Below are 25,775 nucleotides of genomic sequence, written 5' to 3'. Positions count from 1 at the left end.
AGACCGACCCGACGTCACGGACCGAGCCGGCGTCACGGACCGAGCCGGGATCAGCCGCGCGTCAGCAAGCTCGTCGGGGTCCGCCGGGTGACCTGCTCCACCTCCTGCGCGTTCAACCCCTCCGCCAGATGGGAGACCGCGCCGGTGAACAGCTCCCCCTTCAGGAACGGGAAGTCCGTCCCCAGGACCAGGCGGTCGGCGCCGAACGTCTGCGCGGCCGCGCGCAGGGCCGGCACGTGGCCGTGGGAGACGGTGTCGTAGAACATCCGGCGGGCCGTGACGCTGGGCGGCTCCGGCAGCCCGGACATCTGGTGGTCGGCCCGCTCGGCCAGCATCGCCAGCGCCCCGCCGAGGTGCGGGACGACGATGCGCATCCCCGGGTGGCGGAGCGGGACGCCGTCGACGATGAGCCGCATGGCCGCCACCGTGTCCTCGACCGGCGCGCCGACCGCCCACCGCAGCCTGGGGTCGGCCGCGAACTCCCCCGCCGGGTGCACGAACAGGACGGCGCCACGCCGGTCGAGCTCGGCGTACACGGGAAGGAGCGAGGTGTGCCCGAGCGCGGCGGAGTTGATCGCGACGCCCACCGCGCCCAGGTCGTCCATGGCCCGCTCCAGCTCGGCGGCGGCCAGGCCGGCGTGCGGGAGCGGGAGGGCGGCCAGCATCGCGAAGCGGTCAGGCCACCGCCGCACGGTCTCGGCGTACAGGTCGTTGACGTGGCGGGCGGCGGTCAGCGCGTGGGCCGGATCGGCGAAGTCGGCCGCCTGCGGCGTCGCCGACAGCACCTGCAGGTCGATGCCGGCCGCGTCCATGAGCGACAGGCGCGCGGCCATCTCGGCCCGGGACGTGCCGGCTCCCATGCCGCGCTGGACCGCCGTGGCCGCGCGGCCGCAGGAGTCGAGCAGGTCGAGGTAGTCGTCGGTCCAGAGGTGGGCGTGGAAGTCGACGCGCATCAGTCGTGGCTGGGGAACTCGGCGAGCACGTGCGCGCGGGCGGCGTCGACGAGCACGCCGGGCCGCTCCGGGTCGAGCCCGACGTGCCGCCCGGCCCTCTTGCGCACCTCGCCCGCCACCAGGACGGTGTCCACGTCCCGTCCGTTGCACTGCATGAGCACGTGGGCGGCCGGGTCGGCCAGCGAGCCCGCCTTCACCAGGATGACGTCGGCCTCCTTGCCCGGGGTGAGGCTGCCGATCCGGGAGGACAGGCCGAGGGCCCGCGCGCCGTTCACGGTGGCCATGCGCAGCACCTCGCGCGCCGTCAGCGTCGGGACGCCGGGACGGCGGCGGCCGTCACGGCCCTGCGAGCGCTCCTCCTCGCTGTCGAGGTAGCAGGTGAGCTGGTAGCCGAGACGCATCTGGCCGAGCAGGTCGGCGTCGGTATAGGTGACGATGTCGCAGCCCCAGCCGACCCGCAGCCCGAGCTTCACGGCCCTGCGCACGATCGAGAAGGAGGAGCCGAGGCCGATCTCGACCGCCGGGGTGGAGGACAGGGTGGCGTCGGCGTCGGCCAGCATCCTGATCTCCTCGTCGGTGACCACGTTGCCGTGCACCGGCACGAGGTCGGGGCCGAGCAGCCCCGCCTCGTGCATCGCGGTGATCTGCCCCGCGTAGTTGGAGTGGATCGTCATCCGCAGCCCCCGCTCGCGGGCGAAGGCCACCTCCTTGGCGCTGGTCGCGAGGTCGACGGTCTCCAGGTCGCTGAGCGCCAGCATGAGCGAGACCCGGTCGTGCCCCAGCCCTTCCTGCACCCGTACGGCGTCCGCGAGCCGCTGGTCGTGGGAGGTGAAGTGGCCGGGGGGCTTGTCGCGCAGGCTGTAGCCGTGCACGCCGCGGATGCCGGAGTCGATCAGCCCGGCCACGGCCATGTCGGAGTGCCGCGGCGTCGCGATGCAGTGGCAGAAGTCGAGCGCGGTGGTGACCCCGTTGCCGAGCAGTTCCCTGCCTCCGGCGAAGCCGCCCGCGTAGACGTCCTCCGGGCGGAACCTGGAGCGGTAGGGCAGCACCGACGTGAAGTACTCGCCGTGCCACAGCTCCGAGGCCAGCCCGCGCAGCACCGTCTGCCACAGGTGGATGTGGGTGTCCACGAAGCCGGGCAGCACGATCATCCCGGTCGCGTCGATCACCTCCTCCGCCTGCACGCCGGGGTCGGCCGGCCCCGCGGAGACGATGGCCGAGCCGTCGATGAGCAGGTCGCCGCCCGGCACGTCGCCGATGGCGTCGTCCATGGTCAGCAGGTGTCCGCCTCTGATCAGGATCGTCATGCTTCCTCTTCCGTGAGTTCGCGCGGCGTGCGCCTGCGGGCGCGCCGCTCCCGCTGGACGACGGGGTCGGGCACCGGCGCCGAGTCCAGCAACATGCGGGTGTACGGGTGGCGGGGCCGCCGGTAGACCTCTTCCGCGCCGCCCTGCTCGACCAGGCTGCCGAAGTGCATCACGCCGACCTGGTGGCTGATCCGCCGGACCACCGCCAGGTCGTGGGAGATGAACAGCAGGCTCAGCGAGAGTTCGCGCTGCAGCTTGAGCAGCAGTTCGATGATCTGGCTCTGGGTGGAGACGTCGAGGGCGCTGACGGCCTCGTCGCAGATGACCAGGCGGGGCCGTACGGCCAGCGCCCGCGCGATCGCCACCCGCTGGCGCTGGCCGCCGGACAGCTCGGCCGGGTAGCGCCCGCCGAGCTCGCGGGCCAGCCCGACCTGGTCGAGGAGCTCGTCCACGCCGCCGGTGCCGCCGTCGTTGCCCGCGCGCAGGGCCAGTGTCAGCGTCTTGGCCACCAGGTGCCGGGGGTTCAGGGAGGCCAGCGGGTCCTGGAAGACGACCTGGACGGCCTGCCGGTACCAGCGGGGCGTACGCGCGCCGAACGCGCCCAGGTCGTGGCCGTCGAACTCGATCGTCCCGGCGGCCGGGCGCACCAGCCTGAGCACCGCCCTGCCCGTGGTGCTCTTGCCGCTGCCCGACTCGCCGACCAGGCCGAACGTCTCCCCCGCCGCGACGGAGAAGCTGACGTCCTTCACCGCGTCGAAGCGGCGGGCCGTCCACAGGGTGCGGCCCGTCTCGTAGCTCACCCGCAGGTTCTCCACGCGCAGGAGCGGCCGGTCAGGCATGGGCACCTCCGGAGGCGGCCAGCAGGGCGGCGGTGTAGGGGTGTTCCGGCGCGGTGAACAGTCCGCCGACCGGCGCCTGCTCCACGATCCCGCCCGCGCGCATGACCGCGACCCGGTCGCACACGTCGGCCACCACGCCCAGGTCGTGGGTGATGAGCAGGATCGTCATGCCGAACCGTTCGCGCAGGTCGAGCAGCAGGTCGAGCACCTGGCACTGCACGGTCACGTCGAGCGCCGTGGTGGGCTCGTCGGCGATGAGGAGCCGGGGGCCCGCGGCCAGCGCTCTGGCGATGACCACGCGCTGGGCCATGCCGCCGGAGAACTGGTGGGGGTGGTCGCCGAGCCTGCGCCGGGCGTCCGGCACGCCGACCAGGGTCAGCAGCTCGGCGGCCCGGTCCAGGGCGGCCCTGCGGGACAGGCCCTCGTGGGTGCGCAGCGGCTCGATGAGCTGCCTGCCGATGGTGTGCACCGGTGACAGCGCGGACTGCGGGTCCTGGAAGATCATGCCGATCTCCGGGCCGCGCAGGGTGGCGAGCTCGTCGTCGGGCAGGCCGAGGAGCTCGCGTCCGGCCAGCCGTACGCTGCCTTCGGTCACCGCGCCCGGCGGCGGCAGGAGCCCGGCCAGCGCGAGCGCGGTCATCGTCTTGCCCGAGCCCGACTCGCCGACGAGACCGAAAACCTCACCTTCGGCGATGTCGAAGCTCACGTCCTCGACCACGGTGACCGGTCCGGGAAAGGCGACGCTCAGTGAGCGCACCGACAGCAGCGCCCGCGTGGGTACGGCGGGCACGAGCCGGACCGGCGGCGGCTTCCAGGAGGGCGCAGGTGCCCGCGCCCCGCTCATGGCCTCGCGCAGTCCGTCGCCGATCAGGTTGAACGCCAGCACCGTGAGCATGATGGCGAGGCCGGGGAAGACCGGCAGCCAAGGCTGGTCGCCCACGTAGGCCCGCGAGCGGTCCAGCATCTGCCCCCACGAGGCGTCGCCCACGTCCACGCCGAGCCCGAGGAAGCTGAGCATGGCCTCGAAGAGCTGCGCGAAGCCGAGGTAGATGGAGGACTGCACGATCAGCGGCCCCGCCACGTTGGGCAGGATCTGGCCGAACATGATGCGCGGGGCGGACAGCCCGAGCACGCGGGCCGCGTCCACGTACGGCAGTTCGCGCTCGGCCAGGACCATGCCGCGGGTCAGCCGGAGCAGCTGGATGGCGAAGATGACGCTGACGCCCAGCATCGCGTTGGTCAGGCCGCGCCCGAGCAGCGCGATGACGCCGAACGCCAGCAGCAGCGCCGGGATGGAGCTGACCGCGTCCACCACCCGCATGGCCACCCGGTCCCACCAGCCGCCGAAGTAGCCGATGACCAGCCCGGCGGGCACGCCGAGCAGGAGGGCCAGGCCCACCGCCTGCACCGAGGCGCGCAGCGCGATCCTGGTGCCGTAGATGAGCCGGGAGAGCTGATCGCGGCCCAGCTCGTCGGTGCCCAGCCAGTGCGCGGCGCTCGGCCCTTCCAGCCTGCCCGTGACGTTCACGGCCGACGGGTCGTACGGCGCCAGCCACGGCGCGGCCACCGCGGCCAGGACCAGGAGCAGCAGAAACGCCAGGCAGACGACCGTGGCGGGCTGCCGGAGCAGCCGGGAGACGGCGCTCACTGCGGCCTCGCCTTCGGGTCGAGCAGCCCGTAGCCGATGTCGACGGCCAGGTTGATCAGCACCACGAGGCAGGCGACCAGCACGATCCCGCCCTGCAGGACGGGCACGTCGTTGCGCACCACCGCGTCGAGGATCAGCGTGCCCGTGCCGGGGATGGCGAAGACGCGCTCGACCACGAAGCTGACCGCGAGCAGCACGACGACCTCGTGGCCGGCCGCGGTCAGGATCGGCACCATGGAGTTGCGCAGCGCGTAGCGGTAGACGATCCTGCGGCGCGGCGTGCCGACCGCGCGCAGCGCCCGCACGTACGGCGCGCGCAGCGTCTCGGCCATGGCGCCCCTGGTCTGCCGGGCGATCACCGCGGCCGAGTGCAGCCCCAGCGCCACACACGGCAGCACCAGCCCGTACGCCCACATGCCGGGCCCGTCGGCGAACCGGGTGAATCCGAGCACCGGGAACCAGCGCAGCTCCACCGCGAAGAAGAGCATGAGCAACAGGGCCAGCCAGAACCCGGGCATGGCCAGCCCGGCGGAGGTGACCGCGGTGATCAGCCGGTCGATCGCCGAGCCCGCGCGCAGCGCGCCCCAGACGCCCGCGGGCACGCCGACGGCGATCGCCAGCAGGGTGCCGCCGGCCACCATCGCCAGCGTGACCGGCAGCCGCTCGGCGAGGCTGGACACGATCGGCTGCTGGGTGAAGAACGAGGTCCCGAGATCGCCCCTGAACACCTGGCCCAGCCACGACCCGAACTGCACCACCAGCGGCCGGTCGTAGCCCAGCTGATGGCGCAGCAGCGCCCGCTGCGCCTCGCTCGCCCCTTCGCCCAGCATCTGCCGGGTCGGGTCCACCCCGACCCGGGTCAGCAGGAACACCACGACCGACACCAGCAGCAGCATCGGCGGCAGGGCGACCAGCCGGGAGAGGATGAGCTTACGCATGGATGCGGGCTTCCTTGTAGCGGAAGACCGACGGCTCGAACCGGGTCGGCACGATGTTGTCCACCTTGCGCGGGTCCCAGATGAAGGTGATCGGGCGGCTGAAGAAGCCGCAGTCGAGTGCCTGGTCGTGGATGATCTGGGTCATCCGCCGGTACACGTCCTCCCGCTCGGCGTCCGTGCCGCCGGCCAGCGCCCGCTCGGCCAGTTTCTCCAGCTCCGGGGTGCCGGTCTTGTAGGGGTTGCCGCCGCCGTCCGGGGCGAACCTGTAGGCGTAGTAGTCGAGCGGGCCGGTGCTCTCGCTGTTGCTGGTGTTGTACGCCGCGGGGTACCGGTCGAAGGTGGAGAAGTACTGCGGGATCGACATCTTCTCCACCTTGACCGTGATCCCGGACTCGGCCAGCTGGCTGCGGACCAGCTCGCCCAGCAGCTCGGTGCCGGGGAAGACGGGGAAGGTGAAGCTGACGTCCTTCTCGCCGCTCTCCGCCAGCAGGGCGCGGGCCTTGGTCACGTCACGGGTGTAGCCGAGCACCTGCGGGTTGTAGCCGGGCTGGCCTTCGCTGAAGCGCTGCGGGTAGCTCTCGCCCAGGCCCTCGAACTGGCCGTCGAGCAGGGCCTTGGTGTCCAGGGAGTGGCAGACGGCCTGCCGTACGCGGGGGTCGGCGAAGGTATCCTTGCGGTCGAAGAACAGGAAGTGGTAGCGCAGGCCGGGGTACCACAGCGACTTCAGGCCCTGGGTCTCGGCGCGCTTCTTGTACTGCGCGGCCACCGAGACGACGTCCACCTGGCCGGTGACGAGCGCGTTGTAGCCGCTGTCGTCGTCGGCGATCGTGTGGATCTCCAGGCGGCGCGGGCCGACCTTGTCCGGCTCGTAGTACTTGTCGAAGAAGTCGAGCACGACCTTGGAGTCGCGGATCGACTGGGCGGCGTTGTACTTCCACGGGCCGGTTCCGGCGGGCTGGGTCTTGAACGTGCCGTCCTTGATGGTCTTGGGGCTCAGCATGTAGCCGCCCGTCCTGGCCAGCTGCGCGGGCAGCGCCGGGGCGGGGCGCTTCAGCTTGAGCACCACGTGCGAGGCGTCGGGGGTGAGGATCTCCTCGACCGGCTTCATGATCGTCGCGAACTCGGTCATGCTGTCGCGGATCCGCTCCAGGTTGACCTTGACGGCCTGCGCGTCGAACGGCGTGCCGTCATGGAAGACGACACCGGTCCTGAGCGTGAACTCCACCTGCTCGCCCGTCGCCTTCCACGAGGTCGCGAGCCTGGGCAGCAGTTCGATGCCGTCCGGCGCCTGTTCGACGAGCTGCTCGAAGACGGCGGAGACGTAGGTGTTGTTCGGCTTGTTGAACGGCTCCCAGTCGTCGAGCGTGAAGCCCACGCCGAACCTGAGCGTTCCTCCGGCCGCCGCGGCGGGCGCGGCGGCCGGGCCGGTGTTCTGGGCCGAGCACGCGGTGATCGCCGCGGCCACGAGTGCCGCCGCGACGAGCTTGCGGTAGGACATGACGGCTCTCCTTCTCTAACGGAACGCGGGACCGGCCCAGACGGCGACGCCGCCGACCACGGTCAGCTCGGCGCCGATTCCGGGGATCTCGTCCTCTGGCACGGTGAAGTAGTCCTTGTCGAGCACCACCAGGTCACCGCGCAGGCCCGGCTCCAGCCGTCCGCGCTGGTGCTCCTCGAAGCTGAACCAGGCGCTGCCGCCGGTGCAGATGCGCAGCGCCTCGGCACGGGTGAGCAGGTTGTCCGCCGCCCTGATCCGCTTTCCGCCGATCTCGCGGCCGGAGACGTACCAGTGCATGGCGGTGAAGGGCCGGTAGGAGGCCACCCGCATCGCGTCGGTGCCCCCGCCGACCGGCACGCCCGCGTCGAGCAGGGCCCGCAGCGGCGGCGCCTGGAGCACCGCCTCCTCGCCCCACGCCTCGATCAGCTCGGCCCCCTCGAACCTGAGCATGGCCGGCACGAGCACGCCGGCGCCGAGCCTGGCCACCCGCTCGACCGTGGCCCGGCTCATGCCCTCGCCGTGCACGATCGCCCAGCGCAGCGGCGCGAGCGGGATCTCGGCGTCCAGCCGCTCCCACAGGCCCACGATCGCCTCGATGGTGTCGGCCCTGATGGCGTGGATCTGCACCGGCCAGCGGCGGCGGGCGCAGTCGGCGAAGGTCGCGTACAGGGCTTCGAGCGAGCCTTCCGACAGGTCGGGGCTGCGGGAGAAGCCGTCGTGCACGTTGTAGTGGACGATCTCGCCCATGCCGAGGACCCTGAGCATGTCGTCGCCGAAACCCGGCGCGAGATAGCGCAGGTAGCCGGGTAGTTCCTCCGGCTCGGCGTGCGGGCGCGAGGCGTGCACGGTCGTGCGCACCCGGACGGTGAGCAGCCCGCGCCGCCAGGTCTCGTAGAGGGCGGCGTACACGTCGGGGCCGGTGTTGGCGCCGCCGCCGTCGATGAGCCCGGTGATCCCGGCGGCGCTGAAGGCGAGGGAGGCGGTGGCCGTGGAGGCCACCTGCTCCTCCGGGGAGGGTACGGGCAGCTGCCAGTACAGCCAGCGCATCGCCGCCATGCCGCGCAGCACGCCGGCCGGATCGACGGCGGCGGCGTCGAGGCCCTCGGCGGCCGCCTTGCCCAGGTCCACCTCGCGCAGAGCGGCGGTGCTGAGAAGACCCCACGAGTAGCCCAGCTGGACGAAGACCGGATGGCCGGGGGCGGCGCGGTCCAGTTCCTCGCGCGTGGGCGCCCTGCGCTCGGCGAACTGCTCGGGATGCCAGCCGCCGATGACCTTGATCCAGGTGCCGGGCGGGCGGTCGGCGGCGGCCTCGGCGATCCGTTCCAGGGCTCCGGCGAGGGTGGGCTCGCGGCCCCACTGGACCTCGTCGTTCCAGGTCAGTCCGGCGCGGACGAAGTGGGTGTGCCCGTCGATGAGGCCGGGCACCACCCTGCGCCGCCCGGCGTCGATCACGGGGACCGCGGGGCCGGCCATCGTTCTGGCGACCGCGTCCTCTCCGACGTATGTCACGCGTCCGTCCCTGATGAGCACGGCGGAGGCCTCGGCGGGCGTCCTTCCGTCCTCGGCGAGCGTGGTCACCAGGGCGTTCATCAACAGCAGGTCCGAAGTAGCCAACTCGGAGGTCCCTTCACACCGACGTTGCGGCTGAGTGTCCATGTGAAGCGAGAGGATGTCAATCGTTTGCTCTAAAGTAGCCGAAAATCTGACTAGTACCCCCTTCCGACAGTGCATTTCTTCAGCGAAATCGATTGCGCAATCGTGGCCGCATACGTAACTCATCCGATGCGAACGCGGTATTGGCGGTGTTACCTTCCGCCCGAGGTGAGGCCCGATGCGCAAGCTGGCTGTGCTGCTGGTGACCCTGCTCCTGACCGCGATCCCCGTCCCGCTCCACGCGGCCGCGGGCGCGCAACCTCCCCCGGTGGTCTACCAGCGGGCGGCCCTTCGCGCGGGCACCTCCGAGGGCGTCGCCGCCGGCTCCGCCCTGACCTTCGCCGCGCCCGCCGGCATGATCGAGTACGGCGGCGCGAGCTGGGAGTACGCCCGCTGGACCAGCCGCGACACCCAGGTCGGATTCGGCGCCACCGAGCTGATCGGCTCCTGGACCGCCGACACCCCGGCGGGCACCTGGATCCAGATCGAGCTGCGCGGCACGTCACCCGGCACCAAGTGGTACGTCCTCGGCCGCTGGGCCTACGGCGACGCCGACATCCGCCGCACCTCCGTACCCGGCCAGGCCGACGCGGACGGCACCGTCAACGTCGACACGTTCGCCGCCGCGAAGGGCCGGCCGGTCGACTCCTACCAGCTCCGGGTCACGCTGCACCGCAAGCCCGGCCAGGCGGGCGGGCCCGTCGTGCGGACCCTGGGGGCGATGGCGTCGGCGGTGCCGTACCGGGCGAGCGTGCCCGTCAGCCCCGGCGGCCGGGCGTGGGGCGTCGAGCTCAAGGTGCCGCGGCGCTCGCAGGGCATCCACCTCGGCCACTACCCCGAGTGGGACGGCGGCGGCCAGGCGTGGTGCAGCCCCACCTCGACCGCGATGGTGCTGGGCTACTGGCGCAAGGGGCCGAGCGCCGCCGACCTGGCCTGGGTCGATCCGAGCGACCCGAGCCCCGAGGTCGACTACGCCGCCCGCTACGTCTACGACCTCGACTACGAGGGGGCGGGGAACTGGCCGTTCAACACCGCCTACGCGGGGCGGTACGGGCTCGACGGGTTCGTCACCCGGCTGCGGTCGCTGACGGAGCTCGAACGGTTCATCAAGGCCGGGATCCCGGTGGTCACCTCGCAGTCGTTCAAGGAGGAGGAACTGCCCGGCGCCGGGTACGGGACCGACGGCCACCTGTTCGTCGTCATCGGCTTCACCCGGACCGGCGACGTGATCGTCAACGACCCGGCCAACGCGCCGGCGAACGACGACGCGCGCCGCGTCTACCCCCGCGCCGCCTTCGAGAACGTCTGGCTGCGCAGCTCCAGCAGCGCGGGCATCGTCTACGTGATCCGCCCGCCCGGCCACCGCCTGCCCGCCCGCACCCCCGGCCTGCCCGCCAACTGGTGACCGGCCGGACGCAGGTTCAGTACCGATGACGGATACCGGTACGTAGCACATGCGGGGTTAGCCTCGGCCAACCGTCTTCCCCCCAGGCGGAGGTGTCATTGGCATGAGTCACAAGCCCTGGACTGCGATCGTGGCCCTGGCCGCGATCCTCGCGACGGCCGCTCCGGCCGCGGCAGCCGTACCCCAGCAGCAGTCAGCGACCACCCCACCACCGGCCCAGCAGCAGGCAGACCCGGTCACCCCCGCCGGCGAGCAGCACGCTGCCGACCTCAAGCTGCGCTACGGCGCGGCGGAGCGCACCACCCAGATCCGGCGACCTGGATCCAGCTACATCAAGGTCCACTTCGCCGCGCTCAAGCTCGTCCCCGGCGACTACGTCACCGTCGCCGGCCCCGACCGCCGTGAGGTCCACACCTACTACGGCGACCCGACGCTCGGCGCCAACGTCCGCGGCTCCGGCCACACCGTCCACGGCACGCCGGGCTTCGCCGCCCTGTCCGTCGACGGCGACACGGCCGTGGTCACCCTGCACACCACCGGCCGGCGCTCGGCCGCGCGGCTCGCCGGGCTCGGCTACGGCGCCGTGATCAACCGCTACTACCGCGGCTTCACCGGCGACGAAGCCGCCGCGCGCACCCCCAAGAGCTTCTCGGTCTGCGGCACCGACGCCCGGCGTGACGTCGTCTGCTACCGCGACAGCCACCCCACCGAGTACGCCAGGGGCAACGCGGTCGCCCGCCAGCTCCTCGACGGCCTGGGCCACTGCACCGCGTGGCGGGTCGGCAACACCAACCGCATGCTGACCAACAACCACTGCATGGAGAACGCCGCCGACCTGGCCGCCAGCGAGTTCCAGTTCGACTACCAGTGCGCGACCTGCGGCGGCAACGACCCGCGGGCCGGCACCAAGGTGGCCGGCGGGCAGTTCCTCAAGACCAGCGTGCTCAACGCCCTCGACTACACCCTCTTCAGCGTCGCCGACTTCGCCGCCATCCAGCAGTTCGGCACGCTGTACCTCGACCCGCGCCCGCCCGTCGCCGGTGAGCGGATCTACATCCCCGGCCACGGCGACGCGCGGCCCAAGCGACTGTCGTTGTTCGAGGAGACCCAGGGCGGCGCCACCTGCAAGATCGACGTGGTGTCCTCCGGCGTCAACACCGGCTACCGCTGCGACACCTCGGGCGGCAACTCCGGCTCGCCGGTGCTGGCCGCCTCCAGCCACAAGGTGATCGCCCTGCACCACCTGGGCGGCTGCCCCAACTGGGGCACCAGGATCACCGAGGTCTACAACGAGATCTCCGGCATGATCGACAACAACCCGCCCACCGGAGGCAACGACTTCTCGCTGGCCCTCTCCCCGTCCTCGGCCACCGTGCAGCCGGGACAGACCGCCACCTCGACCGTGTCCAGCGCGGTGACCGGCGGCAGCGCGCAGCAGATCACGCTCGCGGCCTCCGGCCAGCCGGCGGGCGTCACCGCGTCGTTCTCGCCCTCGGTCATCCAGGCCGGCGCGTCCTCGACGCTGACGCTCTCCACCACCGCGCAGGCGCCGACGGGCAGCTACACGATCACCGTCGTGGGCACGGGCGCCTCGGTGACCCGCTCGGCCACGTTCACCCTGACACTCGGCAGCGGTCCGCCGACGGGGTGTCCGGGCTACGAGACGAACAAGACCGGGTCGCTGACCAGCGGCGCCAGCCAGTACCAGCCTGACGGCCAGTACTTCCAGACGACCACGACCGGCCCCCACCGCGCCTGCCTGGACGGTCCCGCGGGCACCGACTACGACCTGTACCTGCAGAAGTGGAACGGCTCCAGCTGGGCCGCCGTCGCCCAGGGCGCCACCTCGGGCCCGGACGAGACGCTCACGTACACCGGCACCGCCGGGTACTACCGCTACCGCGTCCACGCCTACAGCGGCGCCGGCGCCTACTCCCTCGGCTACGACGCTCCCTGACCGATCCCCCTCGACGGCCGCGCCCGGCCTGCCCCCGGGCGCGGCCCTTCCCTTCCATGTGATTAGGTTAGCCTTGCCTAAATCACCCAGAAGGGACGGAACTCGTGAAGCGGATCGATGACCGTGAGCGGTACCTGGAGCGCATCGCGGAGGTCAGAGCGGGGACGATCGCCCGCAAGGTGGCCTACCCGATCCGGATCCGCGAGGTCGAGGTCCTGCGCACCGCCATGGTCGGCAGCGGGCTGATCCGGGTGACCCTGGGCGGCCCCGGCCTGGCCGGATTCGAGGCCCACTCCCCCGACGAGCACGTACGCCTCATCTTCCCCGAGACCGACGGCTCCCTGCGCCTGCCCGAGCCCGACGGCCACATGCTGAGCTGGCCGCGCCCGTTCCCCACCACCCGCAAGTACACGGTGCGCCGCTACGACCCGGCGGCCGGCGAACTCGACCTCGACTTCGCCCTGCACGGCAAGGGCGTCGCCGCCGACTGGGCGCGGAACGCCGCCCCCGGCGCGACCACCCACGTCGCCGGCCCGCCCGGCGGGCTGATCGTGCCCCACTCCTACGACCGGTACCTGCTGGCCGGCGACCTCACCGCGCTGCCCGCGATCGCCCGCTGGCTGGAAGAGCTGCCGGGCACCGCCGCCGGATGGGCCTTCATCGAGGTCTCCGACGCCGGCGAGGAGATCGAGCTGACCGCGCCCGCGGGCGTCGAGGTCCGCTGGCTGCGCAACGGCGACCTCGCGCGGGCCGTCCAGGAGGTGGCGGTGCCCGAGGGCGAGCGGATCTTCGCCTGGATGGCGGGCGAGGCAGAGACGCTGAAGCCGCTGCGCCGCTGGGTCCGCGACCACCTCAAGCTCGGCGCCGACGACCAGGACATCACGGGCTACTGGAAACGCGGCGCCGCCGACTACGACGACCACGAGCACTGATCCACCCACGTTAAGGAAACACCCATGTCTACTGGCCGCACGCTCGGCTCCGTCATGCTCGCACTCGCCGTGGCCACCGCGGGCTGCGCGTCGAACACCGGGAGCCAGCCGCCCGCCGCCAAGACCGCCACCCGCGTCTTCAAGGCCGCCAACGGCGACATCACCATCCCCGCCGACCCCCGGCGCGTGGTCGCGACCGGCTATGCCGTACCCGTGCTGATCGAGGCGGGAGCGCCGCTGACGGGGATCTCGACGTGGAAGCGGGGCGTGCCGCTCATGGACGCCAAGACCCGCGCCGCCTACGACAAGCTGCCGAAGGTCGCGGGCGACACCGCGGCGGAGACCAACTACGAGGCGATCGCCAACGCCAAGCCCGACCTCATCGTCATCGGCGTCCCGACGCCGGTGCTGGCCGACGTCGACCTCAAGCGCCTGCAGTCGATCGCGCCCGTCGTGGCGATCGGGCCGACGGTCCCCTCGGCGTGGCGGGAACTGTCGCAGCGCCAGGCCGACGCCGCGGGCGCGCTGGAGGGCTTCGACACCGCCAGGACGACCTACGAGGCCAAGGCGGCCGAGCTCAGGAAGAAGTACGAGAAGGTCCTGCCGGGGCTGAAGCTCGCCCACGTCGGCGCGTACGGGGAGGTCGGCAAGGGCACCTTCCAGCGCGAGTTCGACAAGTCGTGGGGCACCAACATCGCCAACGACATCGGCGCCGCCTACTACGGCCAGGTCAAGGTGAAGGGCGGCGGCAGCAAGGACGTCAGCGAGTACCCCTCGATCGAGGAGTTGCCCACGGCGCTGGCCGAGGCCGACGTGGTCACCTACTCGGTCGGCCCGGACGGCGCGCCGCTGCAGGCCGTCCAGTACGTGCTCGACTCCGAGCTGTGGAAGAAGCTGCCCGCGGTGAAGGCGGGCAAGGCCTTCGCGATCCGCTACACCGAGGCCGCCACCTACGGCCAGGCGCTGCTCACCCTGGACGCGCTCGACAAGTCGCTGGCGCCGCTGGCCGCGCGATGACACTCGCCGCACGCGCCGGGACGATCACCGGGCGCGGCGCGGTGCTCGTCGCCGGAGTGGCCCTGCTCGCGCTGGTCGCCGTCGTCAGCGTCGGCGTCGGCGCCCACGCCGTCGCGCCCGCCGAGGTGGTGCGCGCGCTGTTCGCCTTCGACGGATCGCCCGACCACTCGATCGTGCGCGACGTCCGGCTGCCGCGCGCGCTGCTCGGCGTGGGCGTCGGCGCCGCGCTGGCGGTGGCGGGCGTGCTCATCCAGACGCTGTCGCGCAACCCGCTCGCCGAGCCGGGCGTCCTCGGCGTCACCGCCGGGGCCGGCTTCGCGATGACCGTGGGCGCCGCGCTCGGCCTGGCCACCACGCCCGCCTCGGAGCTCGCGCTGTCCGGCGGCGGCGCGGCGCTGGCCGCGGTGCTGGTGTACTCGGTGGGACGCGCGTCGCCGCTGCGCCTCGTGCTCACCGGCGTCGCGCTGAGCGCGGTGCTGGCCGGGCTGTCGCTGGGGCTGCGGCTGATGCTGCCCGACGTCTTCGACCGCTTCCGATTCTGGTCGATCGGCTCGCTGGCCGGCCGCGAGAAGGACCCGTTCGCGCTCACGCTGGTGCTGATCGTCCTCGCCGTCGCCGGGGCGCTGCTGCTCAGCCGTCCGCTCAACGCGGTCGCGCTCGGCGAGACGGTCGCGCGCACCCTGGGCGCGAGCGTCACCCGGGTACGGCTGGCCGCGCTCCTGTGCATCACCGTGCTGGCCGGGGCGGCCACCGCGGCGGCCGGGCCGATCCTGTTCGTCGGCCTGATCGTGCCGCACGTGGTCCGGCCGATGGCCAGGGGTTCTGTCCCGTGGCTGACCGCGTACGCGGCGGTGCTCGGGCCGATCCTGCTCCTGGTCTCCGACATGGGCTCGCGGGTGCTGCTGCCGACGGGCGAGGTGCCGGTGGCGATCGTGACCGCGTTCCTCGGCGGCCCGGTGCTCATCTGGGCCGTGCGGCGCTACGGGGCGGGGACGCTGTGAGCGTCGTCGTGCTGCGCGCGGGCGGGCGGTCGGTCCGGGTCGAGCGCCGGGCTCTGGTGCTGTCGGCGGCGCTGGCCGCCTTGATGCTCGGGGCCGGGCTGCTCGGCCTGTGTTACGGCGCCTCGTGGGCGACGCCTGGCGAGGTGCTGGCCGCGCTCGGCGGGCAGGGCGAGTCCGTGGTGGTGATCAGGGACTGGCGGCTGCCCCGGGTGCTGGCGGGCATGGTCTTCGGCCTCGCGCTCGGCGTGGCCGGGGCGATCTTCCAGAACCTCACCCGCAACCCCATGGGCAGCCCCGACGTGATCGGCCTCGACGCCGGCGCCTACACCGGCGCGCTGGTCGCGCTCACGGTCTTCTCCGGCGGCTCCGTCGTGCTCGCGACGAGCTCGGTGATCGGCGGGCTGGCCGTGGCCGCCATGATCTACCTGCTGTCCTCGGGCGGCGGGCTGTCGGGGCTGCGCCTGGTCGTGATCGGGATCGCGGTCAGCGCGATCGTGACCGCCTTCAACTCGTGGATCGTGCTGCGCGCCGAGCTGGAGGTCGCGATCGCGGCCGTGGGCTGGAGCGCGGGTTCGCTGAACGGCGTCGACTGGGCGGACCTGCCGGTTCCCTTCGCGATCATCGGTGTGCTACTGGCCCTGATGACGGCCTGGTCGCACACCATGCACCAGGCGGCGCTGGGCGAGGCGGTCGCGAGCACGACCGGTGTCGGGCTGGGCCGGCTGCGGCTGCTCATGGTGCTGGTCGGCGTCGGGTGCACCGCGACGGTCACCTCGGTGGCCGGGCCGATCGTGTTCATCGCGCTGGCCGCTCCCCAGATCGGGCGCCGGCTGGCGGGAGCGGCCGGGGTTCCGCTCCTGCCGGCCGCGCTCACCGGCGCGGTCCTGCTGCAGGCCGCCGACCTGGCCGCGCAGATGCTGCTGGCCCCCGAATCCCTGCCGGTCGGTGTCGTCACCACCGCGATCGGCGGCTGCTACCTGATCTGGCTGCTGGCCAAGGAGGTGAGGCGAACGTGACCTCTGATCGGAGTGCCGGCCAAGGAGGTGAGGCGAACGTGACCGAGGTGCGTCTGCGGGCCCAGGAGCTGGAGCTGCGCTACGCCGACCGGGTGGTCTCGACCCGGTTGAGCCTGGACGTCCCCGACGGCGCGTTCACCGCGATCGTCGGCGCCAACGCGTGCGGGAAGTCGACGCTGCTGCGGGCGCTCGTGCGGCTGCTGCGCCCGGCAGAGGGGAACGTGCTGCTCGACGAGCGGGACGTCGGGTCCTACGCGGCCAAGGCACTCGCCCGCTCGCTCGGGTTCCTGCCCCAGGATCCGCTGGCGCCGGAGGACATCAGGGTCAGGCAGCTCATCGGGCGCGGGCGTTTCCCGCACCAGCCGATGTTGTCGCTGTGGTCGGCGGAGGACGAGAGCGCGGTCAGCGAGGCCATGACGACCGCGGGCGTGGACGGCCTGGCCGACCGGCCGGTGAACGAGTTGTCGGGCGGGCAGCGGCAGCGGGTGTGGGTGGCCATGGTGCTCGCGCAGCGCACGCCGTACCTGCTGCTCGACGAGCCGACCTCGTTCCTGGACATCGCGCACCAGTACCGGCTGCTGGCGCTGCTGGCGCGGCTGCGGGACGAGGGGCGCACGGTCGTCGCCGTGCTGCACGACATCAACCAGGCGTGCCGGTTCGCCGACCATCTGATCGCGATGAAGGACGGGCAGGTCGTCGCCGAGGGCGCGGCGGCCGACGTGGTGGACGCCGCGCTGATCAAGGACGTCTTCGACCTGCCCGCCGTCGTCGTGCCGGACCCGGTGACCGGCACGCCGATGGTCGTGCCTACGCTCGACGGCCGAACAGGGCCATCCGGCTGATCATCGCGTCGGCGGCGAGGTGGTAGCAGACGCTCACGCAGCCGAGCAGCTCGGCGGGCGTGGTGAAGGTGCCGGCGAGCGTCTTGTCGGCGATCCTGCGCACGCCCGGGATGAGCGCGCCCAGCTCCGCCGCGGGCGTGCTCGGCATGTCGATCTCCAGCTCCAGCACGTCGGGCATGCGCAGCGGCGCCAAGTCTCCCGCCCCGCGTACGGTCGCCGCCGCGGCCTCCCGGATCTGCCGCCTGGCCTCGGTCGGGGACAGGCTGTCGGCCGCGGTGTGCCCGTGGGCCACCTTGACCGCGACGGTGCGTACGCCGGGGAAGGCCTTCTCCGCGACGCCGCAGATGACGTCGTCACCGGTGAGCAACCCGATCGGTACGCCGACCGCGGCCGCCTGCAGCGCGTTGACCTCGGCCTCCGAGACCGGGCTGCCGTTGAGCCGCACCTCGTAGAAGTGTGAGGAGTAGGTGTGGGAGAGCACGCCCGGTGAGCCGGCGGCGGCGTGGTAGCCGAGGAACATGGCCACGTCGTGCTCGGCCGAGATGCCCTCGGCCATGCAGTCCAGCTTGGGCGTGCCGAAGATCAGCCGGGCGCGGGGGTCGAGCTCCTCGTGCAGCAGGTTGTCCATGGTGCCGTGGCTGTCGTTGATCAGGACGCTGTCGGCGCCCGCCTCGAACGCGCCCTCGATCGCGGCGTTGGCCTCGGCGGTCATCAGGCTCTGCGAGCGGGGATAACCGTGGCCGCCGCGGACGATCTGGTCCATGGTCGCGATGCCGGAAATGCCCTCCATGTCGATGGAGATGTAGACCCGCACTGACTGCTCCTTTCGTTGGCCGCTGTCGCAGCGTGTCACCCTAGAAGGCGGCGGGCTTTGGCGCGTTGGCCGAACCTTCGCGCGCGGCTTCGGCGTACCGCACAGCGCTGGGGATCACGAACGCGGCGCCCACGGCGAGCAGCCCGAGCAGCGCGGACAGCAGGTAGGTGGACACGAAGCTGCTCTCGGCGGGGATCCCGGCCACGCTGCCGCCGGCCAGCACCATGGCGCCCACCTGCGCGCCGAAGGTGCCGCCGATGCTCTTGGCGACGAAGACCACGCCGCTGACGCCGGCCGCCCGTTCCCCGGGCACGTCGGCGGCCACGACGTTGAGGACCGCGGTGAGCCCGATGCCGCCGCCCAGGCCGGTGACGGTCACCCCGGCCACGATCTCCCACGGGGAGCCGTGCCAGAAGGCGAGCATGGCCGTGCCCACGGAGACCAGGACGGCGCCGAGCACCAGCACGGTACGCCGCCCGAGCACCCGGGTCATCGGCCCGACCAGCGGCGCGATCACGGTGCCCGCGACGCCCAGCGGGAACATGTAGAGCCCGATCCACAGGGTGTCGGCGCCCATGCCGTACCCGGTGTTCGCGGGCAGGGACAGCATCATCGGCAGCGCGACCAGCAGCCCGAAGGAGGCGAAGCCGAACACGAACCCCATCGCGGTCACTCCGGCGGAAGAACGTCCGGCCAGCAGGCGCAGGTCCACGAGCGGTTCCCTGCTGCGCAGCTCGACGAAGGCCCACAGTCCCAGCGTCAGGGCCGCGCCGGCGAACAGGGCGAGCGCGGCGGGATCGGTCCAGCCCCAGCTCGACGAGGTGGTCAGGCCCAGCATGAGCAGGGCGATCCCGCCGCCGAGCAGCAGCCCGCCCGGCCAGTCGACGCGGCCGCGGGCGTCGCGGGGCGTGGCGGGCACGGCGATCCAGGCCCAGAGCGCGGCCACCAGCGCGCCGCCCAGGGTCAGGAAGAACAGGCTCCGGTAGCCGAGCGCGGTGATGAGCGGCCCGGACAGGATCAGGCCGATCGCGCCGGCGAGCGCGGCCGTGCCGATGACCAGGCCGTTGCCGGTGGCGCCCTGCTCGGGTTCGAGGGTGTCGCGGAACAGCCCGACGGTCAGCGGCAGCACGCCCAGCCAGACGCCCTGTACGGCCTGGCCGGCGATCAGCACCTGCACGTTGGGCGCCAGGCCCGAGATGAGGGCGCCGGCGCTGGTGATCGCCATCAGGATGAGCAGGACGGTCCGCTTGTCGTACATGTCGGCCAGGCGGCCGGAGATCGGCGTGCTGATCGCCGAGCTGATCAGCCCGCCGGTGAAGATCCACGCGATCTCGCCGGGCGAGGCGGACAGCTCTCTCTGGATGAGCGGGAGCGCGGGCGAGAGCATCGTCTCCAGCAACTGGAAGACGCCGATGAACAGCACCGGAGGGCCGATGATGCCGAAGCCGGATCTGGACATGGTCCTGCCTTTCGGGGGGTGACCTGGCTATGCCGGGCCGAGCACCCTGGAGGTGACCAGGGAGCGCGCGGCGTCGGCGAAGAACTCCTCCGAGCTGCCGTGAACGCCGAGGATGACGGCCTGACCGAGCCCGGACAGCAGCGCCTTGAGCGCGCGGGCCAGGCGGACGGCCTGTTCTCCGGTGACCGGTACGCCGTCGTGTTCGCGACCGGTGAGGTGGCGTACCAGGTCGGCCTCGGAGGCGTTGACGGCGGTGTTGAGCTTGGCGAGCAGGTTCGCGTCGTTCAGCACGAGCTCCAGCAAGCGGACCTCGAACAACAGCAGCCCGGCGGCCTCCGGGTCGGCCGACATCCGCCAGAACTGCCGGGCGATGGCGTCCACGACCTCCTCAAGCGGGCGGTCAGGCGGGATCCGCTCGACCGGCCGCCGGTCGAGCGGGCCGGTGTAGTCGTCGATCATCGCGACCATCAGCCCGTCCTTCCCGCCGAACAGCGAGTAGACGGCGCCGGTCGTGAGCCCGGCGAGTTGCGCGATCTCCTCCAGCTTCGCCCGCGCGCCGTCCCTGCCGACGACCTCCCGTGCGGCGTCGATCAGCGCGCGCTTGTTCGCGGCCTTGCTTTCCGCCCTGGTCAGTCGCATGGTGTCGGGTCTCCCGGAGTTGAGTGAGCGAAACGATAATCTAGATTATTAGAATAATCCAGATTATCGTTGCGTGCATGAACGTCGACGCATACATGAACCAGGTGCCCGACCACGCCGCGTTCCCGTCCGTGGATCAGATGCACGCCGAGCTCGACCACCTCGCCGCCACCCACCCCGACCTGGTACGGCTGCGCCACATCGGCACCTCCCGCCTGGGCGAGCCGCTCCGCGTGGCCACGATCGGCGCCGGCCCCCACGAAGCGGTCATCATCGGCGGCCCCCACCCCAACGAGCCCATCGGCTCCCTCACCGTGAGCAACCTGCTGCGCCGGCTCATCGACGACCCGTGGCTGCGCGAGGAGTTCGGCTACCGCTGGCACCTCATCCCCTGCGTCGACCCGGACGGCGCCCGGCTCAACGAAGGCTGGTACGCGCGGCCCGGCGACCGGCGGGCGTACGCCGAGCACTTCTACCGCCCGTGCGAGGCCGACCAGGTCGAGTGGACGTTCCCGCTGACCGGCGACGGCTACACCTTCGACCGCACGCTGCCGGAGACCGAGGCGCTGATGCGGCTGATGGACGAGGTGAAGCCGGACTTCGTCTACTCCCTGCACAACGGCGAGCTCCAGGGCGCCTTCTACTACCTCAGCCGCGAGCTGCCCGGCCTGGCGGAAAAACTCGCCACCGTCGCCTCCGGCCGGGGCCTGCCGCTGCACATGGGCCCGCCGGAGATCCCGAGCGCCAGGCAGATCGGCCCGGCCGCCTACATCACGCCGCGCGGCGCCGAACTGGGCGAGGTCTACGGCATCGGCGGCGGCAGCGTCGACTACGCCGACCGCTTCGGCGCCCTGCACCTGGTGACCGAGCTGCCCTACTGGGCCGATCCGGCCGTCTCCGACCAGACCCCGACCGGCCAGGTGTACGGCGACACGATCGCGGCTCACCTGGCGTCGCAGCGCGACCTGATCGCCGAGCTGAGGCGGTCCATGGCCGCGGTCGGGGCCGACCTGACCGTGACCTCGCCGTTCCGCCGGTCGATGGAGGACTTCGTCGCCACCCACGACGCCTACATCTCCGAATGGGAGGGCTTCCCCGGCACCGACCGGCCGGCCACGGTCGCCGAGGTCGTCGGCAACGAGCAGCTCAAGCACAGCATGCGGCTGCGCTATGGCGGCACCTTGCTGCGGATGCTGGACGCCGAGCTGGCGGCGGGCAACCCGACCCCGGCCATCCGGGCGGAACGGGCCCGCGTGCGGGCGCTCTTCGACGCCTGGTTCGCCGAGGCCGACGCCGGGTTCACCGCCACCCCGATCCCGATCCGCACGCTGGTCGCCGTCCAGCTCGGCGCCGCTCTGCTGGCCGCGGAGGCCGCCAAGGGCCCGGACCCGGCGTAATGACCGATGTTGTCGAGGTTCTGTGCGGTTGAACGGGGCCGATATGTCTTGCGAGGCGACCCAGAGCTACGGAAGGATCACACAACCTCAGTAAGACCAGCAGCGAGGAGGCTGTTGTGGACCCCCAGGCCGGCATCGACCGTTTCGGTTACCAGCAGGAATTACGCCGCGGGGTAGGGCTCGCCGACCTGGTCTTCTACGGCCTGGTCATGATGGTGCCCATCGCACCGTTCGCCATCTTCGGCCTCGTCTACTCGCGATCGGGCGGCATGCCGGTCATGGCGTACCTGGTCGGCGTGGTCGCGCTCCTGTTCACCGCCATGTCCTACGCCCAGATGGTACGGGCGTTCCCGCTGTCCGGATCGGTCTACAACTACGCCGGCCGCGGCATCGCCCCGCCCGTCGGGTTCATGACCGGATGGGCGATCCTGCTGGACTACCTGCTGGTGCCGAGCCTGCTCTACCTGGTCGCCTCGATCGCCATGAACTCCACCCTGCCCGGCATCCCGGTCTGGGCCTGGCTGGTCTTCTTCGTCGCCGTCAACACCGCCATCAACCTGCGGGGCATCCGCATGACGATCACCATCACCAAGGTGATGATCGTCGCCGAGCTGGCCGTGCTGGCGCTGTTCCTGGCGGCCGGGGTCTGGGCCCTCATGCAGGGCTACGGGCGCGGGTTCAGCCTGGCGCCGCTGTTCAACCCGGACACCTTCTCCTGGCCGATCGTGTTCGCCGCGGTGTCGGTGGCGGTGCTGTCGTTCCTCGGCTTCGACGGGATCAGCATGCTCGTCGAGGAGTCCACCGGCGGCTCCGAGCAGGTGGGCCGGGCGATGCGCATCGCGCTGCTGCTGGCCGGAGTGCTGTTCATCGCCCAGGTCTGGGTGGCGGCGCTGCTCGTACCCGATCCGCAGGGTCTGCTGACCAGCGCCAGCGGCACCGCCTTCTACGACACGGCCCAGGTGGCGGGCGGCGAGTGGCTGAGGCAGGTCACCTCGACGGCCACCGCCATCTCGTGGGGCATCGCCAACACGCTGGTCGCGCAGGTCGCGGTCTCCCGGCTGCTCTACGCCATGGCCCGCGACCGGCAACTGCCCTCGTTCCTGGCCAGGATCTCGGTCAAGAACGCCGTGCCCACCAACGCCATCCTGCTCATCTCGGCGCTCTCCGTGGGTCTCGGGCTGTGGATGGCCACCCGCCCGGACGGCGTCGACTTCCTCAGCAGCCTGATCAACATGGGCGCGCTGGTGGCCTTCATCGTCCTGCACCTGTCGGTGATCGTGCACTACACGATCCGCGGCCGGTCCACGAACATGTGGGCGCACCTGGTCGCGCCGCTGATCGGGCTGGGCGTGCTCGTCTTCGTCGTGATCCACGCCAACGTGATGGCGCAGGTCGTCGGCCTGATCTGGTTCGTGGTGGGCGGCGTGGTCCTCGGCGCCCTGTACCTGCTCGGCCGTCCGCCCACCCTACGGCCGAGCGCGCTGACGAAGGAGCCGGTGTGAGCGCGGAGGTCCCGCCGCCGCTCTACCAGGACCTCTTCATCGTGTGCCACCACGAGAACGGCAAGCCGCTCATCCACCGCTCCTCCATCTCCCTCGGGCTGGCCGGGGCGGTGCTGATCGACCTGGCCCTGTACGGGCGCGTCCGGCTCGACGGCCGCGCCGTGGCGGTCACCGACCGCACTCCCACCGGCGACCCGGTCGTCGACGCGTACGCGGGGGCGTTCCTGCGCGAGCGACCGGAGCTGGACGCGGTGACCTGGGCCAAGACGGTCGCGGCCGACAGCTACGACCGGGCCAGGCGGCAGCTCGTACGCGTCGGCCTGCTGACGGAGGTGACCGGGCGGCGGCTGGGCATGCTGCCGTACACGCGCTACCGGGCCGACATGGCCTCGATCGTGCGCGCCTCGACCGACGTGCGCTCCGCGGTGAGCGGCTGGCGGGAGATGGACGCGCGCGGCGCCGCGCTCTGCGGCCTCGTCCTGGCGCTGCAGGTGCACACCGAGCTCTACATCGGCCAGTCGCCGGCCCAGCTGACCACGACCCTGCGGACCATCGTCAACGAGCACTCGCCTCAGGTGAAGGAGCTCGTCGGCCTGTTCGAGACGCTGATCGGCGAGGCGGCCGTGGCCGTGTACCGCTGAGCGGCGCCGCCGTACGATCACTTCACGCGAAACCCCTCACAGGAAGCCCGCCCATGAACCACGAGCGTTCCGACCTCGCCGCGAAGATCCAGCCCGACATCCCGCACGCGGCCCGCATCTGGAACTACTGGATGGGAGGCAAGGACAACTTCGAGGCCGACCGGGCCGCCGGCGACGCGGTGGCCCAGGTGTATCCGGACATCGTGAAGATGGCCGTGCAGTCGCGCGGGTTCCTGGTCCGCGCCGTCGGCCACCTGGCGGGCGAGGCCGGGATCTCCCAGTTCCTCGACATCGGCACCGGCCTGCCGACCATGCAGAACACCCACGAGGTCGCCCAGTCGATCAACGCGGCCTCGCGCATCGTCTATGTCGACAACGACCCGCTGGTGCTCGTGCACGCCCGCGCCCTGCTGCGCAACACCACCCCGGAGGGCGTCACCGCGTACGTGGACGGCGACTACCACGAGCCGGAGCTGATCGTCTCCGACGCCCACAACGTGCTCGACTTCACCAAGCCCATCGCGGTGATGTTCATGGGCGTGCTGGGGTACGTCGAGGACTTCGAGCTCATGCGCTCGATCGTCGGCCGGGTCATGGACAGCGTGCCCTCGGGCAGCTACCTCGTGCTGTGGGACGGCACCGCCACCGGCGACGCCGTCGCGGAGGGCAGCGACAAGCTGGCGGAGAGCGGCGCGGTCCCCTACTACCTGCGCTCGCTCGACGAGATGGCCAGCTGCTTCGAGGGCCTGGAGATGGTGGAGCCGGGGCTGGCCCCGATCTCGCAGTGGCACGACGAGGCGGGGCCGTTCATCGACGCCCACGGGGCGGTGGCGCGGAAGCCCTGAACGTTCGCACATGATACGGTCGTTTTTATGACGACCGTTTCTGATGTGATAGACGTGGACGTGTTGATCATCGGAGCGGGCCTGTCCGGCATCGGCGCCGCGTGGCGCCTCCAGCGCGAGCGCGGCTGGACGTACGCGGTGCTCGAAGCCCGGGACCGCCCCGGTGGCACGTGGGACCTGTTCCGCTACCCGGGCGTCCGCTCCGACTCGGACATGTTCACGCTCAGCTACCCCTTCCAGCCGTGGCGCGGCGGGAAGTCGCTGGCCGACGGCGACAGCATCCGCCGCTACATCGAGGACACCGCCCGCGAGCACGGCATCGACCGGCACATCCGCTACGGGACCAAGGTCGTCTCCGCCGGCTGGTCCGGCGAGCGCGGCCGGTGGACGGTGCGGACCGGCGACGGGGTCTGGACGTGCTCGTTCCTCTACGTCTGCGCCGGCTACTACGACTACGAGCAGGGCCACCAGCCGGACTTCGACGGCGTGGAGCACTTCGGCGGCCGGTTCGCGCATCCGCAGTTCTGGCCGGAGGACCTCGACGTCACCGGCAGCCGGGTCGTGGTGATCGGCAGCGGCGCCACCGCCGTCACGCTCGTGCCCGCGCTGGCCGGGAAGGCGGCGCACGTCACGATGCTCCAGCGCTCCCCGACGTACATGAGCGCGCTGCCCGACGTCGACCGGACCGCCGACGCGCTGCGCCGCCTGCTGCCCGCGCGGCTCGCGCACACCCTCGTCCGCGCCAAGAACGTGCTGCGCAGCCAGCTGATCTACTGGCTGAGCAGACGCTACCCCGAGCGGACCAAGCGGTACCTGCGCCGGGGCGTCCTCAGGTTCCTGCCCGACCCCGCCTACGCCGACCGGCACTTCACGCCCGGCTACCAGCCCTGGGACCAGCGGCTGTGCGTCGTGCCCAACGGCGATCTCTTCCGCGACGTGACCGCCGGGCGGGCGTCGGTGGTCACCGGCCGCATCGCCCGGTTCACGAAGGACGGCATCACGCTGGAGTCGGGCAAGGAACTGGCCGCCGACGTCGTCGTCTCCGCGACCGGGCTGTCGCTGATCCCCCTCGGCGGCATCGCGCTGACGGTGGACGGCAAGCCGGTCGACCTCGCCGCCACCACCGCCTACCGGGGGCTGATGCTCGGCGGCGTGCCCAACCTGGCCTTCTGCGTCGGCTACACCAACGCGTCATGGACCCTGCGCGCCGACCTGTCCTCCCGCTACGTCGTACGGCTGCTCGCCCACATGCGCAGGCACGGCCTGAGCACGGCGATGCCCGCCTTCCCGCGCGACGGCGCCCGGCGGCCTCTGCTCGGCCTGACCGCCGGCTACGTCCAGCGCGCCGCGCACCTGTTCCCGCAGCAGGGCGAGCGCGACCCGTGGCTGGTCACCCAGAACTACCTGGCCGACCTCGCGAAGTTCGCGTTCCTCGACGTTCGCAAGGGCATGATTTTCGGGTGACGTAAACT

22 protein-coding genes are annotated in these 25,775 nt (G+C 71.9%); 12 read left to right on the top strand and 10 right to left on the bottom strand.

Features of this window, described 5'->3' with window-relative positions:
- Positions 1-50: 50 nt before the first annotated feature.
- The 7 genes from ACIBI5_RS31250 to ACIBI5_RS31220 are packed head-to-tail and all read right to left on the bottom strand — an operon-like array spanning position 51 to position 8,797.
- Positions 51-953: an amidohydrolase family protein gene (locus ACIBI5_RS31250; protein ID WP_397252316.1), complete on the bottom strand. Its 903-nt coding sequence runs from the start codon at positions 951-953 to the stop codon at positions 51-53.
- Positions 953-2,260: an amidohydrolase family protein gene (locus ACIBI5_RS31245; protein ID WP_397252315.1), complete on the bottom strand. Its 1,308-nt coding sequence runs from the start codon at positions 2,258-2,260 to the stop codon at positions 953-955. The genes ACIBI5_RS31250 and ACIBI5_RS31245 overlap by 1 nt, the downstream gene beginning before the upstream one ends.
- Positions 2,257-3,099, bottom strand: a complete 843-nt coding sequence (locus ACIBI5_RS31240; RefSeq protein WP_397252314.1) for an ATP-binding cassette domain-containing protein — start codon at positions 3,097-3,099, stop codon at positions 2,257-2,259. The genes ACIBI5_RS31245 and ACIBI5_RS31240 overlap by 4 nt, the downstream gene beginning before the upstream one ends.
- Entirely contained in the window at positions 3,092-4,747 is a 1,656-nt protein-coding gene (locus tag ACIBI5_RS31235) for a dipeptide/oligopeptide/nickel ABC transporter permease/ATP-binding protein (protein WP_397252313.1), read from the bottom strand. The genes ACIBI5_RS31240 and ACIBI5_RS31235 overlap by 8 nt, the downstream gene beginning before the upstream one ends.
- Positions 4,744-5,685, bottom strand: coding sequence for an ABC transporter permease (locus ACIBI5_RS31230; RefSeq protein WP_397252312.1), 942 nt, complete (start codon positions 5,683-5,685; stop codon positions 4,744-4,746). The genes ACIBI5_RS31235 and ACIBI5_RS31230 overlap by 4 nt, the downstream gene beginning before the upstream one ends.
- Positions 5,678-7,183 (bottom strand): ABC transporter substrate-binding protein, encoded by a 1,506-nt coding sequence (locus tag ACIBI5_RS31225; protein ID WP_397252311.1) that lies wholly within the window; start codon positions 7,181-7,183, stop codon positions 5,678-5,680. Before ACIBI5_RS31225 ends, ACIBI5_RS31230 begins: the two co-directional genes overlap by 8 nt.
- 15 nt (positions 7,184-7,198) lie before the next feature.
- The gene (locus ACIBI5_RS31220; RefSeq protein WP_397252310.1) at positions 7,199-8,797 is read right to left on the bottom strand and encodes an amidohydrolase; all 1,599 of its coding nucleotides are present in this window, start codon (positions 8,795-8,797) and stop codon (positions 7,199-7,201) included.
- A 217-nt stretch (positions 8,798-9,014) separates the two neighbouring features.
- Here ACIBI5_RS31220 and ACIBI5_RS31215 point away from each other — a divergent pair, with 217 nt between their 5' ends.
- The 7 genes from ACIBI5_RS31215 to ACIBI5_RS31185 all read left to right on the top strand — a co-directional run bounded on the left by ACIBI5_RS31215 (position 9,015) and on the right by ACIBI5_RS31185 (position 17,006).
- Positions 9,015-10,241, top strand: coding sequence for a C39 family peptidase (locus tag ACIBI5_RS31215; RefSeq protein ID WP_397252309.1), 1,227 nt, complete (start codon positions 9,015-9,017; stop codon positions 10,239-10,241).
- Between the two features lie 103 nt (positions 10,242-10,344).
- The gene (locus ACIBI5_RS31210) at positions 10,345-12,198 is read left to right on the top strand and encodes a trypsin-like peptidase domain-containing protein (protein WP_397252308.1); all 1,854 of its coding nucleotides are present in this window, start codon (positions 10,345-10,347) and stop codon (positions 12,196-12,198) included.
- Positions 12,199-12,302: 104 nt separating this feature from the next.
- Complete coding sequence (locus tag ACIBI5_RS31205) at positions 12,303-13,130, top strand: siderophore-interacting protein (protein WP_397252307.1); 828 nt, start codon at positions 12,303-12,305, stop codon at positions 13,128-13,130.
- Between the two features lie 24 nt (positions 13,131-13,154).
- A complete protein-coding gene (locus ACIBI5_RS31200; protein ID WP_397252306.1) occupies positions 13,155-14,147 on the top strand; it encodes an ABC transporter substrate-binding protein in 993 nt (330 codons plus the stop codon).
- Entirely contained in the window at positions 14,144-15,148 is a 1,005-nt protein-coding gene (locus ACIBI5_RS31195; protein ID WP_397252305.1) for a FecCD family ABC transporter permease, read from the top strand. Before ACIBI5_RS31200 ends, ACIBI5_RS31195 begins: the two co-directional genes overlap by 4 nt.
- Positions 15,145-16,164: a FecCD family ABC transporter permease gene (locus tag ACIBI5_RS31190; protein ID WP_397252304.1), complete on the top strand. Its 1,020-nt coding sequence runs from the start codon at positions 15,145-15,147 to the stop codon at positions 16,162-16,164. The genes ACIBI5_RS31195 and ACIBI5_RS31190 overlap by 4 nt, the downstream gene beginning before the upstream one ends.
- A gap of 38 nt (positions 16,165-16,202) precedes the next feature.
- Entirely contained in the window at positions 16,203-17,006 is an 804-nt protein-coding gene (locus ACIBI5_RS31185) for an ABC transporter ATP-binding protein (RefSeq protein ID WP_397252303.1), read from the top strand.
- On the opposite strand, the gene ACIBI5_RS31180 is transcribed toward ACIBI5_RS31185, so the two are convergent.
- From ACIBI5_RS31180 to ACIBI5_RS31170, 3 genes are read right to left on the bottom strand one after another with little or no spacing between them, the layout of a single operon-like run.
- Positions 16,972-17,820: a M55 family metallopeptidase gene (locus ACIBI5_RS31180; RefSeq protein ID WP_397252302.1), complete on the bottom strand. Its 849-nt coding sequence runs from the start codon at positions 17,818-17,820 to the stop codon at positions 16,972-16,974. The genes ACIBI5_RS31185 and ACIBI5_RS31180 overlap by 35 nt on opposite strands.
- 40 nt (positions 17,821-17,860) lie before the next feature.
- Positions 17,861-19,279, bottom strand: a complete 1,419-nt coding sequence (locus tag ACIBI5_RS31175; RefSeq protein ID WP_397252301.1) for an MFS transporter — start codon at positions 19,277-19,279, stop codon at positions 17,861-17,863.
- 27 nt (positions 19,280-19,306) lie between these two features.
- Entirely contained in the window at positions 19,307-19,918 is a 612-nt protein-coding gene (locus ACIBI5_RS31170; RefSeq protein WP_397252300.1) for a TetR/AcrR family transcriptional regulator, read from the bottom strand.
- A 77-nt stretch (positions 19,919-19,995) separates the two neighbouring features.
- On the opposite strand from ACIBI5_RS31170, the gene ACIBI5_RS31165 reads away from it, so the two are divergent.
- The 5 genes from ACIBI5_RS31165 (at position 19,996) to ACIBI5_RS31145 (ending at position 25,767) form a co-directional block, all read left to right on the top strand.
- Entirely contained in the window at positions 19,996-21,315 is a 1,320-nt protein-coding gene (locus ACIBI5_RS31165; protein ID WP_397252299.1) for a M14 family zinc carboxypeptidase, read from the top strand.
- A 116-nt stretch (positions 21,316-21,431) separates the two neighbouring features.
- Positions 21,432-22,817 carry an APC family permease gene (locus ACIBI5_RS31160; protein ID WP_397252298.1) on the top strand — a complete coding sequence of 462 codons (1,386 nt, stop codon included), beginning with the start codon at positions 21,432-21,434 and terminating at the stop codon, positions 22,815-22,817.
- Positions 22,814-23,458: a GPP34 family phosphoprotein gene (locus tag ACIBI5_RS31155; RefSeq protein ID WP_397252297.1), complete on the top strand. Its 645-nt coding sequence runs from the start codon at positions 22,814-22,816 to the stop codon at positions 23,456-23,458. Before ACIBI5_RS31160 ends, ACIBI5_RS31155 begins: the two co-directional genes overlap by 4 nt.
- A gap of 53 nt (positions 23,459-23,511) precedes the next feature.
- On the top strand, positions 23,512-24,303 hold the full coding sequence (locus tag ACIBI5_RS31150) for an SAM-dependent methyltransferase (RefSeq protein WP_397252296.1): 792 nt from the start codon (positions 23,512-23,514) through the stop codon (positions 24,301-24,303).
- Positions 24,304-24,330: 27 nt separating this feature from the next.
- Positions 24,331-25,767: a flavin-containing monooxygenase gene (locus tag ACIBI5_RS31145; protein WP_397252295.1), complete on the top strand. Its 1,437-nt coding sequence runs from the start codon at positions 24,331-24,333 to the stop codon at positions 25,765-25,767.
- Positions 25,768-25,775 lie beyond the last annotated feature (8 nt).

Source organism: Nonomuraea sp. NPDC050540 (genome assembly GCF_044457485.1).
Classification (GTDB): Bacteria; Actinomycetota; Actinomycetes; order Streptosporangiales; family Streptosporangiaceae; genus Nonomuraea.
The sequence above is the reverse complement of the archived record's forward strand: the minus strand, read 5'-3'. Positions and strand labels throughout refer to the sequence as shown.